The organism is Micromonospora sp. CA-269861 (assembly GCF_050948505.1).
GTDB lineage: Bacteria > Actinomycetota > Actinomycetes > Mycobacteriales > Micromonosporaceae > Micromonospora.
On sequence record NZ_CP192014.1, the window covers coordinates 4402728 to 4418318 of the forward strand.

Sequence of the window (15591 nt, forward strand, 5' to 3'; positions counted from 1 at the left end):
CTAGCACAATAGGGCAGTGGTGGTCCGTTCGCTACCGAATGACGTCACCTCGCGCCATGGAATCTCGAGCGACCACGTCCAGACCCCCGGGACGGAGGCACCGAGCGGCCGCCGGCAGGGCACCGGCCATCCGAGGCTGATGGACGGAAGTTCTCGTCAGCTACCGGCGGTGCCGTAGACGGCGGCGCCCATCGGCTTGTCGATTTCCAGGTCCGTCGCGGCGGCGACCCGGGCGATCATCATGTACTGCCCGATCACCATCAGCAGTTCGACCACCTCGCGCGGGGAGAGCAGCCCCGTCAGCGCGGTGGTGGTGTCGTCGGAAGGGCGGACGTCGCGGACGACTTCAGTCGTGAAGCGCAGGACGGTCCGCTGGTCTGGCGAGAAACAGGCGGCCTCGACCTCGTCGCGCCCGAGCGCGTGAACCATCTCGTCGGTGGCGCCGACGGACCGGGCGATCGGCGCGTGCTGAACCCACTCGTACCTGACGTCGCTGAGCCGGGCGACCCGCAGGATCGCGATTTCGCGGAGCAGCGGGTCGAGGGCCAGGTCCTTGAGCAGCGCGCCTCCCCAGCGCATCCAGTCTGGAAACGCCGTTTCGGCGTTGGCCATGATGCGGAAGAAGTTCAGGGGGAGCGCGGCTTGCAGCGCCTCGCGGACCGGCGCTGGGGCGTCGGCGGGGTTCACGTACGGCAAGCGACTCATATTTTCCTCTTGAAAACGACAAATCGGGTGTCCCGCACCATATCCGATCCCAGTTCCGCTCGCCGCCGATCCGTCCGCTGCCCTCGCCGCTGCCGCATTGCCGCGGAGTGACCGCACCGGAGCCACGCTGATACTCGTCGATGTTGCGCGAACCGATCCAGACGTGTTGGAATGGCTCACATCGCCGCAGCGCGGGGGCAACCGCGCTGGGAACGGCCAGCACGGGAGCATCGCAGTGCCGGCAGCGCGCCGCTTGGCGGACGCTCGCATGCCGCATCGCCGGGCCATCTCATGACGACGGGCATCGCCGGGCAGGCATCCTCGCCCGCCGTCCGCATCCCCCGGGTACGCGTCCCCGACGGCTGACACGCTCGACGTTCGACACGTCGGAGGCGCCCGATCCGGTCTGCCAGCGCACCAGAACCGGCGACGAGGTGAGAAGCAATCATGATTTCCGGAGAGAGTCTCTCGGGGTGGTACCGCAACCGCTTCGTGTGGGTGGCGGTGATCCTGCTGGTGGTGTCGGCCGGCGCGGTCGTACTGGTCAACCGGGCCGGACCGGAGGCGGAGCCAACGGATCTGCAGGCGCAGATTGTGGCCCGGATGCGTACCACGCTCGAACAGGCGGACCCGGGGCAGCACAACCACGCCGGACACGGCGCCCAACAGGCCGCCACCACGGAGAAGCCGGCAGTGATCTGCGGGGTCCGCGTCTACGGTTACGAGCCGACCGGGGTTAGCGCGCTCGCCGACGTGCAGACGGTCTACGGCTTCCACCTCTGCGGGGTCGCCGAGCAGAAGCGCCCCTGGGACGTGGCGGTCAAACTGGCCGGTCCCGTGATCATGGACATGTCCACCGACCCTCCGGGCATCCAGGTGGTCGAGGCGACCGCCGAGGTCATGTTCACCGATCGGGTGCGGCAGATGCTTCCGCCCAAGTACGCAGACCTGGCGCTCAAGGAGGCGCTGACCGAGTCGGAGATGGCTGACCAGCGCCGCCGGTACGACGCCGCAGCCGGCCTCTGAACACCTTCCGGGCGGCCGTCGGCCTGGTCGTTACCGCACCCACCCGAACCCGGATCCGATGCCGCAGCTCCGGACACTCCCGGTCAGCTCGATCCACATCCGACTATAGATAGATGAGTATTGATATTTGGCTTCATGGATGTAACAGTTGGTTTGGGAGCGTTCCCATTCCGATTTTCCAAGTACCAAAGAGCGGAGGATGAACAGTGCGTTCACACAAGCCCGATCAATCCGGCGGACGATCCCGGGCACCCGTCCGTAAGTCCCTCCGGGCATTCGTCATGCTGTTCGCCATCGTGGCCGGCATGCTGCCCTTCGCCGGGGCAGCCCAGGCCCACGGCACCATCATCAACCCGATGAGTCGCGCCTACCAATGCTGGAAGGCCTGGGGCAACCAGCACATGAACCCGGCCATGCAGCAGCAGGACCCCATGTGTTGGCGGGCGTTCCAGGCGAACCCCGACACCATGTGGAACTGGATGAGCCAGCTGCGCGACGGCCTCGGCGGCCAGTACCAGGCTCGCACCCCGGACGGGCAACTGTGCAGCAACGCCCTGTCCAGGAACGACAGCGTGAACCAGCCCGGGGCGTGGAGGACGACCACCGTCAGCCGCAACCTCACGGTCCAGCTGTACGACCAGGCCAGCCACGGCGCTGACTACTTCCAGGTCTACGTGACCAAGCAGGGGTTCAACCCATCCACGCAGAAGCTCGGGTGGGGCAACCTCGACCTGATCACGACGACCGGGCGCTACGCGCCGGCGCAGAACATCTCGTTCAACGTCTCGCTCCCGTCGCGCAGCGGCAACCACATCCTGTTCGTGCTCTGGAGGGCATCACACCTGGACCAGACCTACATGTGGTGCAGCGACATCAACGTCACCTGATCGGCAAGACCGACAGACGTTGCGCTAATCCGGCTCAGGGCGTTGACGCCCTGAGCCGGATCCTTCTTCCCGTAATCCCCCACCTGTGGGCGCCGGAGACTGTCGTACCCCGGCTCTGCTGATCGATCAGGGCGACCACCATTTCAAGCGCGCAGTTCGCCTCAAGCCGACTGCACTGTGCAGAAGGTGCGAAAGTTGAAGGAAAGGCCGAATGCCGACAGATGCTGCCGATCGCCTCTACATAGGCTCTGAGCAGGGAATTCATCCCTGCACCGTCGCCGTCGATGGCGTCGGATTCCGCCGAGGGATCCGTCGGTGCATCTGATCAAGGAAGTGCCTCTCATGCACCGTACGCTTCACCGAGGGCTGCTCGTAGCCGCCACAATGATCGTCGCCAGCACCGGGTTCGCCGCGACGCCAGTCGCCGCCGCCCCACCAGTCCACAGCCCGGCAGCGAGCATCCCGTCCCGCGGCCTACCCTCCCTGGGCAATGGGACCTGCACCCTGCTGTGGGACCTTCTGAACGCAGGCGGCCGTAACGGGCTCGTCGCCATCGGCCTCACCGACGGCCAGCAGCTGATCAAGTTCGCCGCCAACCGCCCCGCCCTGGCCTGCACCATCGGCCCGGTCGACCTGCCCGGCAGCGAAGCGCTCATCGGCATCGACTTTCGCGTCCAGGACGGACAGCTCTACGGCGTCGGCAGCATCGGCGGCATCTACACGCTGAACACGCGTACGGCTGCGGCCACAAAGGTCAGCCAACTGACCGTCGCGCTGAGCGGCACGTCATTCGGCGTCGACTTCAACCCCGCCGCCGACCGACTCCGGATCATCAGCGACACCGGCCAGAACCTGCGCCACAACATCAACCCCGGTGGCACGACGATCGTCGACGGCCCTCTCACCTACCCGCCCAGCACCACCGCCGTCGGCGTCACTGGCGCGGCGTACACCAACAACGACCTCAACCCGGCCACCGCCACGACGCTGTTCGACATCGACACCACCCTCGACCAGGTTGCCCTGCAGTCCCCCGCCAACTCCGGGCAACTGGCCGCCACCGGAGCACTCGGGGTCAACGCGAATCTCCAAGCCGGCTTCGACATCCACAGCACCCTGAGCGGAGACCGCGCCGTGGCCAACAACGCCTACGCCGTACTCAACGGCATCGCCGGCTCCCGGCTGTACCGGGTCGACCTGCTCACCGGCGAAGCCCAGACCACCGGTGCCTTCAACGGGCACGTAGTCCGCGACCTCGCTCTGCTCCTGCGGCAGTGACGGGCCCACACGGCGACGCGTTGGGCCGCCGTCGAACACACCGGCACCAGGTCAGGTGATGGTGACGGTGGTGCTGTGCCAGCCGGTCGCGCCGTCGGGGAAGGGCGCGGCCCGTTGGTCGGTCTGGGTGACGCCGGTGGCGTCGGTGGCCCGTACGCGCAGGGTGTGGCTGCCGGCGGTGGCGTCCCAGCGGTAGGTCCACTGCCGCCACAGATCCGGTGACGGGCCGTCGGCGAGGCGTGCCTGTCGCCACGGCTCGTCGTCGACCTGCACCTCGACGGCGGTGATCCCGCGACGTTGCGCCCAGGCGACACCGGCGATCATGACGGGGCCGGCGCGCCGTTGGGCGAAGGGTTTCGGGGTGTCGATGCGGGATGCGGTCTTGACTGGTGCGTCGGCGGCCCACCCGCGTCGCACCCAGTAGGGATCGAACGCGTCGAAGGTGGTCACCTGCATGGAGGTGATCCATTTGCAGGCGCCGACGTAGCCGTACAGGCCGGGAACGAGCATGCGGACGGGGAACCCGTGTTCCAGGGGCAGGGGTTCACCGTTCATGGCCACGACCAGGAGCGCGTCGCGTCCGTCGAGGATCGCCTCGAGCGGGGTGCCGATGGTCATGCCCTCGACGGATCGGCTGACGAGTTGGTTCTGCCCGGCGCGGATGCCCGCCTCGCGCAGCAGTGGCGCCAGGGGAACACCCGTCCAGCGGGCCGTGCCGACGTAGGGGCCGCCGACCTCGTTGGACACGCAGTTGAGGGTGATGTCGCGCTCCACCACACCTCGGGCGAGGAGGTCGTCGAATGTCCAGGTGCGGGGCCGGTCGACAGCTCCATCCAGGGTCAACCGCCAGGTTTTCACGTCGACCTGCGGAACGGTGAGGGCGGTGTCGACGCGGTAGAAGTCCCGGTTGGGGGTAAGGAACGCCGAGACCCCGTCCACGCCGGCGGAGACGCCACCGGGTAGCGGCGGCGCGGGTTGCGGTGGCGGCGGTATGCGAACGGTGGCGCGGGAACGCGCGCCTACCGCGCTGTGGCGACCGACAGCCTGGCCGGTGACTGCCGCGGCCCCTGCGATGAACGCCGCCCCCGCCCCCGTGGCCAGGAACTGACGGCGGTTGAGCAGCCGTGGCCGGCTCGACGTCGTGACCACGACCGTCCGGGCCGCGCGCACCAACACCACCATCGCCGCCATGCCGGCGCCGGTGCCCGCCAGGACCGGCAGGACGTCGATCGGCGTCGCCGTCGGTCGGGACAGGACGGCGACGACACCGACTACGGCGAACGCGGCGAGGCCCGCGAACCCGTAGCGTCGTCGTCGTACCGTCGCAGCGCCGAGCAGGACGGCGCTCAGGGCCAGCAGGGCGTAGACCCCGGCGAGAAGGGCGACCTTGTCGTTGCTGCCGAAGGTGCGGATGGCGAACGCCTTGACCGGTTGCGGTGCCAGATCGACAGCAGCGCTGCCGACTGCCAGCACCGGGTCGGCGGCCGGGTCGACGAGCGCCGCGACGACATGCGCCACGCCGAGGGCAACCCCGGCGCTCAGCACGCCCACGACGAGGCCGCGGGCGGCGGCCATGCTCCGGGACGGCCCCGGCCGGCGGGTCGCCGGCCGGGGCTCGGTGTCGGTGGACACCATCAGCTCTTGGGCATCAGGACGCTGTCAACGATGTACACGGTGGCGTTGGCCGTCGAGACGTTCCCGCAGACCACCATCGAGGCGCCGTCGACGGTGAACGACGTGCCATTACCGGTCACCGTGACGTCGTCGCCCTGCAGCGTCTTGTGGGTGCCGGCCAGGGTGTCCGGGGACAACTGGGTCGGCACCACATGGTGGGTCAGGACCTTCTTCAGCATGGCGTCGTCGGCCAGGACCTTGTCCAGGTCGGCCTTCGGAATCTTGGCGAACGCGTCATTGGTGGGCGCGAACACCGTCACGCCCTGGGCGCCGTTGAGCGAGTCCACCAGGTTGGCCTTCTTCACCGCCGTCACCAGCGTCGACAACAGCGGGTTACCGGACGCGGCAGTGGCCACCGGCACCTTCGCCATCGCCTCGAAACTCCCCGGGTTGGACGCATCGGTCGGTACCGCCGCGCACCCCGAGCCAAACTGACCCGCCATCATCATCGACGGCGAGGCAGAGGCCGTCGGCGCGCTGCCCGACATACTCGGCGCGCCGCTGGCGTTGTCCTCGCTGTCGGTACCGCCGCAGCCGGACAGGGCCAGCAGGGTGACTACGCCGACCGTGGCAAACAAGCGCCGCTTCATACGAACTCCTCAGATGCTTGTACTCGATAGCTGCTGTCATGAGGGATTCGAGGCGGACCCGCAGACGGATGGGTACCGGACCGGAAAAAGATCAGCGCACCGGTCAGGCACCTCCCAGTGGTCGTCCTGCCAACCGAGGACGAAGAGTTGCATGGCGTAGCGGCCCGGCGGCGGCGCCTCCGTCGGCAAAAAAGGCCGTGGCGTCACCGCGGTTCCATGCCTCGTTCATTCGGGCCGGGATCGCGCTCATCGCCTCGACCGACCGTTGCATGTGATCACCCTTCTGCGCTGGCAGAGCGTCCGGGCCGGCGGCGTGGTCCGCGAGTCCTGGCCCGAAGTCCGCCACGCCCGAGAACCTCATCGAGGCGGTCCGCACGGTCGCCTCCGGTGGCACCTGGATCGACGGCACCCTCCTCGGGCCGATCCTCGACCCCTACCGGCAGTCGGCACGGTCGACGCCAGCGCACAAGAAGCGGCTCGCCGCAGCCATCGTCTTCGCCTACGACGCAGGCCTCGTCCAACCACGCCGTTGAGCGACCGGCGCCGAACCGCACAGACCAGAGGACGCGGGCCTACCCCTGCGATGGACCGTCGCCCGCGCTGGCGGCGCGCAGCTCCTTGAGCACGTACGTGGCGGCCTTCTCGACGACGCGGATGCCCTCCTTCTGGCTCACGTGATGGTCGGAGAGCACGGCGATCAGCCAGTCATGGCGGGCCTCGACGATCCGACCGATGCTGTTGACCAGCCAGCGACCACCGTCGGCATCGACGGTGTCCCAGCCGTTCTTGACGTAGACGGAAGGATTGCCCGCCTCCCGCGCGGCGGCGATTCCCCATCGTTGCTCCGGGATCACCTTGTTCATGAGTCCCATGATGTAAGTACGGTCCTGCGGGGTCAGCGGTCCCGTCGGCGACGTCAGCGCGGTCAGCAGCCGGAGCTGGTCGGCAGCCGTGGTCGTGGTGAGCCCCCAGTGCGAGTTGGACCTGGTCTCCCGCAGCCCGAGTGCGCGGTTCGCGGCGGTGAGGCCGCGCGAGCCCTCGATCCTCTGCCACAGGGCTGTCGCCGCGTCGTTGTCACTGGACACGATCATGTCCTCGGCCAACCGTCGGGTGGTGGAACCCAGGGCCTTGCCCGGCGGTGTCTGGCGCAGCAGAAGGGCCGCGAGGATGTTGACCTTGACGATGCTGGCGGTCTCGAACCGTTTGGCGCCGGCCGTCACCGCAGCCGTTCCCTGTCGGTCCAGTGCCGCGACCGCCAGGCGGCCGTCGTTCCGCTCGACGTACGCCCTGATGCGCGTCCTCGCCTGGTCGATCCGGTCGATGGCTGGCGTCGTGGGAATTGGACTGGCCGGGGAAGGACTGCGCGACGGGCCGGCCCCGTCGCCGTCGCGACCGCGCGTGGCACCGAAGGCGGCCGTCGCGACGCCGGCGAGGGACACGGTGACCGCGGAGACGACCCAGCGGCGGGACAGCTGCCTACCTTCCCGCTCAGCCAAGACGGGCCACCGCCTTCGCCGCGATCGCGTCCACAGCGGCCCGGCTGCCCGAGTCGGGCAGGCTCAGCGTCGAGACCGTCTCGCCTCGTCTCAGCACCACGAAGTACGTGACGGTGTTCGGGATGTCGGCATGCGCGATGCGTCCCCGAATGAGCACGCCGACACCCTCCAGATAATGTGGCTCGACGACGTCGAACGAGACCTGCGATCCGAGGACCTGGTAGCTCGCGCACCGCAGTAGGACCCGGCGGACGTCCTCCACATTCCGCTCGGCCCACCCAGGCTCGTACGTCTCCACGACGTGGTGGGCCGGCGACGAGCCGTCAGACGGCCGGTAGTAGCGCTGCGCGGCAACGCGCCGATGCGACTTGGCCGTGTAGTCGCCGCTCTGGTAGCTGGGGCAGCTGTTCTGCTCCCACGGCCAGGCCGGCAGACCGGTTCGAGCCTCGTCCTCATGCCAGCCCGAACCCAGCTCGCCCGCCCCGAGCAGCAGCAGGCTCGGATCGCCGCGATCCGCGTTCGCTGTGTGACGCTCGGGGCTGACACCGGGCTCCCCCCGATGACACCCTGCGGCCATCACCGCCAATGCCGACAGGACCACCGGCACGACAGCGACCGAGCCTCGGACTCTGCCGCGAATCCGGCCTCGGCACGTCCTGCTGCTCGATACGGACACCACGAACCTCCAAAAGCGCAGATATCCGCCACCGCGGTCGCACGTTGGGCGACACCGTGATGGCACATCCCTCGCCGCGGCACCACAGGCGCGGCGGCCGCCAGCCGGTGACCCGGCCGCGGACGGGACCGGTCAATGGCGTTCCTCGGCGAACAGCTCGGAACGGGTCTCGCCGAGCAACTCACGCAGGCGGCTCAGGGCGCGCATGCTCTGGCTCTTGACGACCGCGGTGGAGACGCCCACCACCTCGGCCGTCGCCTCCACGCTCAGGTCGTCCCAGTAGCGCAGGACGATGATCGCCCGATCCCGCAACGGCAGGGTGGCGACCGCGTCCAGCAACGTCATGCGCAGCTCGGCCGGATGTTCCTCGCCCCGATCCGGCGGCGCCGACATCGCCAACTCGCGGCTGGAACGACGCCGCTGCTGATCGATCATGCAGCGCAGCAGAATCTTGCGGGCGTACGCGTGGGGGTCGTCGGCCCGACGGACCCGCCTCCAGTTGGCGTACACCTTGGCCAGCGTCGTCTGGGTGAGGTCCTGGGCGAGATGCCAGTCACGGCACATCAGGAACGCGGCGTCGCGCAGGCGGCCAGCGGCCGCCTGCGCGAACTCCACGAAGTCTTCGTCAGCCATTCGACCGCGCCAGCGTCGCGAACCTCTTGGCACCGCTGATGACGTACTCGGCCGGCAGCTTCGTCCCCCAGGTCGGGTTGGCGGCGATCGCGGTCGCCTCCTTCACGGAGAGGACGGCCGGCGCCGGTGAGCTCCCCTTGCCGTCCCAGGCCAGACAGGTGGCGATCAGCAGATCGATCTGGAGGCCGGCGCGGTGGTACACGGTGACCATCTTGTTCTGCACGCAGTTGTCAGGTACCTCGGTCAGCTCCACCGTCCCCGGGGCCGGGTGGCCGCCGAGGTGGTCCTGGTAGATGGAGAGCCGCAGCATGCCCGGTCCGTCGCCTCGGTCCAGGAAGACCTGGACGTACGGCATGCCGGGACCAGCCTCGCTGCTCTGCAGGCTCGCGTAACCGCTGGTCGTCCCACTGGGCAGAAGACGGGTCAACAGCTCCAGAGCGCTCTGCGGTGTGGTGGTCAGCAGCTCACCGTCCGGGCCCGCCCCGATCCTCACGGTGTCGATCACTGTGGGCGTCGGAGTCGGCGACACCGACGCGCCCTGTTCCTCGTCGACGCCGCCCAGGAACCCGCCCGGGGCGCCGCCTGGGGATCCGGCCGGGGACGGCGTAGCGGTGTCGACCAGCCCACCGGGCGAACCGGCGGTCAGCCCACCGGGCTGACCGCCGTCATCCCCACCGATGCCGAGCGGCCCGGCGGCCAGGCCGATCACGAGCAGCATTGCCAACGCCGATCCGCCGGCACCGAACTGCGCCAGGCGGCGCTGGCGGCGCAGTCGCCGGCCCTGCACCACCGACTGCTCGACCAGGTCACCCAACGGCGGGGCGGGGTGTCGGGCCAGGTCGTCAGTGAAACGCGCACGGACGTCGCCCATGTCCCGTACCCCTCCTCCGCCGACCGCCGCATCGGCGATCCATCACTTCACCTGACGGGTTGGCCAGCAGGTTCGGTTACCGCCTTTCGGCACGAATCTTTGTCGGCCGACCCGGTGCTTCCAGTACGTGTGCAGCCGCATTCGTGGAGTCACGCTCGCCCCGTTGCTTGAAGCGGGGCGTAGTCGGTCGGAGCACAACGCGTAGAGCATCCTAGGAGGTTAGGTTGTCAGAGGACACATAGGACGCATGGGCAACGGATCGCTGTGGTGGTGGACACGAAGCCGTTGCCAAGCCCGCACTTCCAGCCTGCTGCGACGTAGCGTTGAGGGCTGCCCAGGGCGGGTCCGCATGCCGCACGCCTGGTTGACGCCGATCCGCGAGGTGAAGATGGTGAACACCCGGTGCCCGTGACGACTGATCCGCAGGTGATCGCGCTCCCCCCGGTGGTGACCGCACCGGTCAACCCGGCGGTGTTCCGCTCCCCCTCCGCCCCGCCCCGCCGCACGCTTGTCGACATCCTCGACGACTCCGTGCACGCGTACGCCGACGCATGTGCGCTCGACAGTGGCGCCACGGCACTGACGTACCGCGACCTGGCCGACGAGGTCGAGGCCGTCCGGAGGTCACTCGCCGGACGTGGGATCGGTGTCGGCGACCGGGTCGGCGTCCGGATCTCATCCGGTACAGCCGAGCTGTACCTGGCGATCCTCGGCGTCCTCGCGGCGGGCGCGGCCTACGTGCCGGTCGACGCGGACGATCCCGAGGAACGCGCCGAGCTCGTCTTCGCCGAGGCGGGGGTCGTCGCGGTCCTCGGTGACGGGCTGGCGGTGTCGCCGCGCCGTACCCCCGCGGGTCGGACCGGCCGGCCCGGCCCGGACGACGACGCCTGGATCATCTTCACCTCCGGCTCGACGGGCACCCCGAAGGGTGTAGCGGTCAGCCACGGCTCGGCGGCGGCTTTCGTGGACGCCGAGGCGCAGTTGTTCCTGGCCGACGAGATCAGTGAGGCGATCGGCCCACAGGACCGGGTGCTGGCCGGGCTGTCCGTGGCGTTCGACGCGTCCTGCGAGGAGATGTGGCTGGCGTGGCGGCACGGCGCCTGTCTGGTGCCGGCCGCGCGGTCGCTCGTCCGCAGCGGCGTCGACCTCGGTCCGTGGCTGGCCGAGCAACGCATCTCGGTGGTGTCGACGGTGCCGACGCTCGCCGCGCTGTGGCCGGTGGAGGCGCTGGAGGAGGTCCGGCTGCTGATCTTCGGCGGGGAGGCCTGCCCACCGGAGCTCGCGCAGCGCCTGGCCGTCGAGGGCCGCGAAGTCTGGAACACGTACGGACCGACCGAGGCGACAGTCGTCGCCTGCGCCGCGCGGATGACCGGCGAGGGCCCCGTCCGCATCGGGCTTCCGCTGGCCGGCTGGGACCTCGCCGTGGTCGACGGCTCCGGCGCTCCGGTGGCGATGGGTGAGACCGGCGAGCTGGTCATCGGCGGGGTGGGACTCGCCCGCTACCTGGACCCGGGCAAGGACGCCGAGAAGTTCGCGACGCTGCCCGCGCTCGGGTGGCAGCGGGCGTACCGCAGCGGTGACATCGTCCGGGCGGAGCCCGAAGGGCTCCTCTTCGTCGGCCGCGGTGACGAACAGGTGAAGCTCGGCGGACGCCGGATCGAGCTGGGTGAGATCGACGCCGCACTGCAGGCGCTGCCCACCGTCGCAGGTGCCGCCGCGGCGGTGCAGCGCACCGCCGCGGGCAACCAACTTCTGGTGGGGTACGTGGTTCCGCACGACGGCGTCGCCTTCGATGCCGCGGCGGCGGCGCTGCGGATCCGTGAGCAGCTGCCGGCCGCGCTCGTGCCGCTGCTGGCCGTGGTGGATGCGCTGCCGACCCGGACGTCCGGCAAGGTGGATCGGGCCGCGCTGCCCTGGCCGCTGGCGACCGTTGAGGACGCGGCGGGTGAGCTGACCGCGACGGAGGAGTGGCTCGCTGGCGGTTGGGCGGAGATCCTGGGCGTACGCCCCACCGAGGCGGACGCGGATTTCTTCACCCACGGCGGCGGCAGCCTGAACGCGGCGCAACTGGTGGCGTGGGTCCGGCGCCGGCACCCGAGCGTCTCGGTGGCCGACATCTACCTCCACCCGAAACTGTCGCGGCTCGCGGCGGTGCTCGACGCGCTCGACACCACGGCGGCGACGCGCCGGGAGGTCCGGCCGACGCCGAGGCGCGCCGGGCTGATCCAGGCCGCGATGATGGTGCCGATGCTCGCCCTGGTCGGGCTCCGCTGGATGACGGTCCTCGCCGCCCTCGGTAACGTCTTCACCCTGCTCGCTCCGGCGCCCTGGGCCCCGGCCGTGTCCTGGTGGTGGGTGGCGCTGGGCTGGCTTCTGCTGTTCAGCCCGCTGGGCCGGATCGCCCTGGCGGCCGGAGGAGCGCGACTACTGCTCCGTGGGGTACGCCCAGGCAGCTACCCGCGCGGCGGCGGCGTGCACCTGCGGCTGTGGGCCGCCGAACGCCTCGCCGAGCTGACCGGCGCCACAAGCGTCGCCGGAGCATCCTGGATGATCACTTACGCCAGGGCACTCGGCGCGCAGATCGGGGCCGACGTCGACCTGCACTCCGCGCCGCCGGTGACCGGCCTGCTGAAGCTGGGCCGCGGCGCGGCGATCGAGCCGGAGGTCGATCTGTCCGGCCACTGGGTCGACGGCGATGTCGTCCGCATCGGCAGGGTTCGCGTCGGCGCAGGGGCCCGGATCGGATCCCGCAGCACCCTGATGCCGGGCGCTCGGATCGGCAAGGGCGCCCGCATCGCCGCCGGCTCGACCGTCGCCGGCGCCGTGCCGGCGAACCAGCATTGGGCCGGTTCACCGGCCGCGGCCGCTGGCAAGGACTCGGACGGGTGGCCCGGGCAGCGTCCGCCTCGATCGCGGGTGGGGGCACGTCTCTGGCCGCTCGCGTACGGGATGACCGCCCAGTTGCTGGGGCTGGTTCCGGTCGTGGCCGCCGTGCCGGCGCTCGCGCTGCTCGGCTGGACGTTCGCCGTCCGACCGGCGGTCGGCGCTGTGCTGGCCGCCGTCGCGGTGGCGACCGTCGCCTACGTCGTGGGCTACGCGCTGCTGGTGCTCGGGGCCGTCCGGGCGCTCAGCATCGGCCTGCGCGCCGGGCACCACCCCGTGCAGGGGCGGGTGGCGTGGCAGGTGTGGACGACCGAGCGCCTGATGGGGATGGCGCGGGTCGGGTTGTTCCCGCTCTACGCAAGCCTCTTCACACCTGTGTGGTTGCGGCTGCTCGGCGCCAAGGTGGGACGCGGGGTGGAGGCTTCCACCGTGCTGGCGCTGCCGGCGATGACCACTGTCAACGACGGGGCGTTCCTGGCCGACGACACCATGGTCGCGACGTACGAGCTGAGCCACGGGTGGCTGCGCGTCGCCCCGGCGCGCATCGGTAAGCAGGCGTTCCTCGGCAACTCGGGAATGGCGGCGCCGGGGCGTTCGGTGCCGAAGCGTGGGCTTGTCGGCGTGTTGTCGTCGGCGCCCTTCAAGGCGAAGAAGGGTTCGGCGTGGCTCGGCGCGCCGCCGATGCCTCTGCGCCGGACGGTGGAAGCGGCCGACACCAGCCGTACCTTCGACCCGCCGGTCCGGTTGAAGCTGGCCCGGGCGGCGATCGAGCTGTGCCGGATCGTTCCGGTGATGTGCGCCGGCGCCCTGGCGGTCGGCGTCCTGGCCGTACTCGCGCTCCTGTGGCGGGATGCCGGGTGGTGGGCTGCCGCGCTGGCCGCCGGGCCGGTGCTGCTGGGCGCGGCGATCATCGCCGCCGCCATCGCGACGGCCGCGAAGTGGCTGCTGGTCGGGCGCTTCCGGGTCGCCGAGCGCGCGCTGTGGACCTCCTTCGTGTGGCGCAACGAGCTCGCCGACACGTTCGTCGAGGTCCTTGCCGCGCCGTGGCTGGTCCGCTTCGCGACCGGCACGCCACTGCTGACGGCGTGGCTACGCACGCTCGGCGCGAAGATCGGCCGGGGCGTCTGGTTGGAGACCTACTGGCTGCCCGAGTACGACCTGGTGCGCCTCGGCGACGGCGCGACGGTGAACCGCGGTTGTGTGGTGCAGACCCACCTGTTCCATGATCGTGTGATGAGCATGGACCAGGTGACACTGGGCGCGGGAGCCGCGCTGGGACCGCACGGCATCGTCCTGCCGGGCGCGAGCATCGGGGCGCGGACCACGGTCGGGCCCGGTTCCCTGGTGACCCGCGGCGACGCCGTGCCGTGCGACAGCCGGTGGTTGGGTAACCCGATCACCACCTGGCCCGCGCCAGCGGCGCGGTCGGCATGAATCCGAAGGCGTCGGCGTCGGGCGGCGCCACGCCCGGCGCCGCTCGCTCCGGCGACTCCTACCTGCCCGAGCACGGCAACGGTGGCTACCGGGTGCTGCACTACGACCTCGACCTCGACTACCGGGTCGCGTCGAACCGCCTCGGTGGCCGGGCGGACATCACGGCGGTGGCCGTCCAGTCGCTGTCACGGTTCACTCTCGACCTCGGTCGTCTCCGCGTCCAGGACGTCCGGGTGGACGGGCGCCCGGTGAAGTACCTGCACCGGCCGGACAAACTGCAGATCAAACCCGAGCGGCCGATCGGCGCCGGGGACACGTTCCGGGTGGAGATCCGGTACGCGGGCAAGCCGGTGCCCATCTCCGGCCGCTGGGGCGAACTCGGGTGGGAGGAACTCACCGACGGGGTGCTCGTGGCCAGCCAGCCGAACGGATCGCCGTCCTGGTTTCCGTGCGATGACCAGCCCGGCGCCAAGGCCACCTTCCGGGTGGCGGTCACGACCTCCTCCCCGTACACCGTCGTGGTGACCGGTGATCCCGTGCTCCAGCGGCGGGGCGCGGGCAGCACGACCTGGGTGTACGAGCGGCGCGAGCCCACCTCTCCGTACCTGATGAGCGTGCAGATCGGACGCTACGAGATCGTGGACCTGGCTGTCGGTGAGGTGGTGCAGCGCGCGGCGATCCCGCCCGCGCTACGCAGGAACGTGGCCCACGACTTCGGTCGGCACGGCGAGATCATGTCGGCGCTGCAGCGGCTCTTCGGGCCGTACCCGTTCCGGGAGTACGTCGTCGTGGTCGCCGACGACGACCTCGACGATCCCGTCGAAGCGCAGGGCATGGCCGTCTTCGGCCGGAACCACGTCGACGGACGGCGCACACACGAGCGGCTCGTGGTGCACGAGCTGGCCCACCAGTGGTTCGGCAACAGCCTCACGGTGGCGGACTGGCGGCACATCTGGCTCAACGAGGGCTTCGCCACGTATGCCGAGTGGCTCTGGTCCGGTGTCTGCGGCGACCTGCCAACGGATGCCATGGCCGCGCAGTGGTACGCGTGGGTCGCGGATCGCCCGCGGAACGTCATCGTCGCGGATCCCGGCGTCGACCGGATGTTCGACCCGCTGGTCTACAAGCGCGGCGCGCTCACGGTGCACGCCCTGCGGAAGAGGGTCGGCGACGAGTCGTTCTTCGCGCTCCTGCGAGCCTGGGTCGCCGAGCACCGGCACGCGACCGTGACGACCGGACAGTTCCGGCTGCACGCCCAGCGCTTCGCCCGCGAGCCCCTGGACGATCTGTTCGGTGCCTGGCTCGACAGCCCGACGCTGCCTGCACGACCTCGCTGACCACTCCGGACGCGACCACCTCGCGAGACCGGATGCCGGTCCCGGAGCGACAGACGCAGCAACCTGCGGCTCGCCCGCCGCGCCGGGACCGGCGCCTCGCA

12 protein-coding genes are annotated in these 15591 nt (G+C 70.2%); 5 read left to right on the forward strand and 7 right to left on the reverse strand.

Annotated features, from left to right (window positions below):
• Positions 1 to 156: 156 nt before the first annotated feature.
• The gene (locus ACQP0U_RS20190; protein ID WP_433309275.1) at positions 157 to 687 is read right to left on the reverse strand and encodes a carboxymuconolactone decarboxylase family protein; all 531 of its coding nucleotides are present in this window, start codon (positions 685 to 687) and stop codon (positions 157 to 159) included.
• Positions 688 to 1152: 465 nt separating this feature from the next.
• Here ACQP0U_RS20190 and ACQP0U_RS20195 point away from each other — a divergent pair, with 465 nt between their 5' ends.
• The 3 genes from ACQP0U_RS20195 to ACQP0U_RS20205 all read left to right on the forward strand — a co-directional run bounded on the left by ACQP0U_RS20195 (position 1153) and on the right by ACQP0U_RS20205 (position 3896).
• Complete coding sequence (locus tag ACQP0U_RS20195; protein ID WP_433309276.1) at positions 1153 to 1731, forward strand: hypothetical protein; 579 nt, start codon at positions 1153 to 1155, stop codon at positions 1729 to 1731.
• Positions 1732 to 2012: 281 nt separating this feature from the next.
• A complete protein-coding gene (locus ACQP0U_RS20200; protein ID WP_433309278.1) occupies positions 2013 to 2618 on the forward strand; it encodes a lytic polysaccharide monooxygenase auxiliary activity family 9 protein in 606 nt (201 codons plus the stop codon).
• 342 nt (positions 2619 to 2960) lie between these two features.
• Entirely contained in the window at positions 2961 to 3896 is a 936-nt protein-coding gene (locus ACQP0U_RS20205; protein WP_433309280.1) for a DUF4394 domain-containing protein, read from the forward strand.
• Positions 3897 to 3947: 51 nt separating this feature from the next.
• Here the strand turns inward: ACQP0U_RS20205 and ACQP0U_RS20210 are convergent, their stop codons facing one another.
• From ACQP0U_RS20210 to ACQP0U_RS20235, 6 genes are all read right to left on the reverse strand, one after another.
• Positions 3948 to 5528: a molybdopterin-dependent oxidoreductase gene (locus tag ACQP0U_RS20210; protein WP_433309282.1), complete on the reverse strand. Its 1581-nt coding sequence runs from the start codon at positions 5526 to 5528 to the stop codon at positions 3948 to 3950.
• Positions 5529 to 5530: 2 nt separating this feature from the next.
• A complete protein-coding gene (locus ACQP0U_RS20215) occupies positions 5531 to 6160 on the reverse strand; it encodes a fasciclin domain-containing protein (protein ID WP_433309283.1) in 630 nt (209 codons plus the stop codon).
• Positions 6161 to 6732: 572 nt separating this feature from the next.
• Entirely contained in the window at positions 6733 to 7656 is a 924-nt protein-coding gene (locus ACQP0U_RS20220; protein ID WP_433309285.1) for a serine hydrolase, read from the reverse strand.
• Positions 7649 to 8263 carry a hypothetical protein gene (locus tag ACQP0U_RS20225; RefSeq protein ID WP_433309287.1) on the reverse strand — a complete coding sequence of 205 codons (615 nt, stop codon included), beginning with the start codon at positions 8261 to 8263 and terminating at the stop codon, positions 7649 to 7651. The genes ACQP0U_RS20220 and ACQP0U_RS20225 overlap by 8 nt, the downstream gene beginning before the upstream one ends.
• 201 nt (positions 8264 to 8464) lie before the next feature.
• On the reverse strand, positions 8465 to 8965 hold the full coding sequence (locus ACQP0U_RS20230; RefSeq protein ID WP_433309289.1) for a SigE family RNA polymerase sigma factor: 501 nt from the start codon (positions 8963 to 8965) through the stop codon (positions 8465 to 8467).
• Positions 8958 to 9836, reverse strand: coding sequence for a hypothetical protein (locus tag ACQP0U_RS20235; RefSeq protein ID WP_433309291.1), 879 nt, complete (start codon positions 9834 to 9836; stop codon positions 8958 to 8960). Before ACQP0U_RS20235 ends, ACQP0U_RS20230 begins: the two co-directional genes overlap by 8 nt.
• Before the next feature lie 402 nt (positions 9837 to 10238).
• Between ACQP0U_RS20235 and ACQP0U_RS20240 the strand changes: the two genes are divergently transcribed.
• A complete protein-coding gene (locus ACQP0U_RS20240) occupies positions 10239 to 14153 on the forward strand; it encodes a Pls/PosA family non-ribosomal peptide synthetase (protein ID WP_433309292.1) in 3915 nt (1304 codons plus the stop codon).
• Positions 14150 to 15490, forward strand: a complete 1341-nt coding sequence (locus ACQP0U_RS20245; RefSeq protein WP_433309294.1) for a M1 family metallopeptidase — start codon at positions 14150 to 14152, stop codon at positions 15488 to 15490. The genes ACQP0U_RS20240 and ACQP0U_RS20245 overlap by 4 nt, the downstream gene beginning before the upstream one ends.
• The last annotated feature ends 101 nt before the right edge of the window (positions 15491 to 15591 follow it).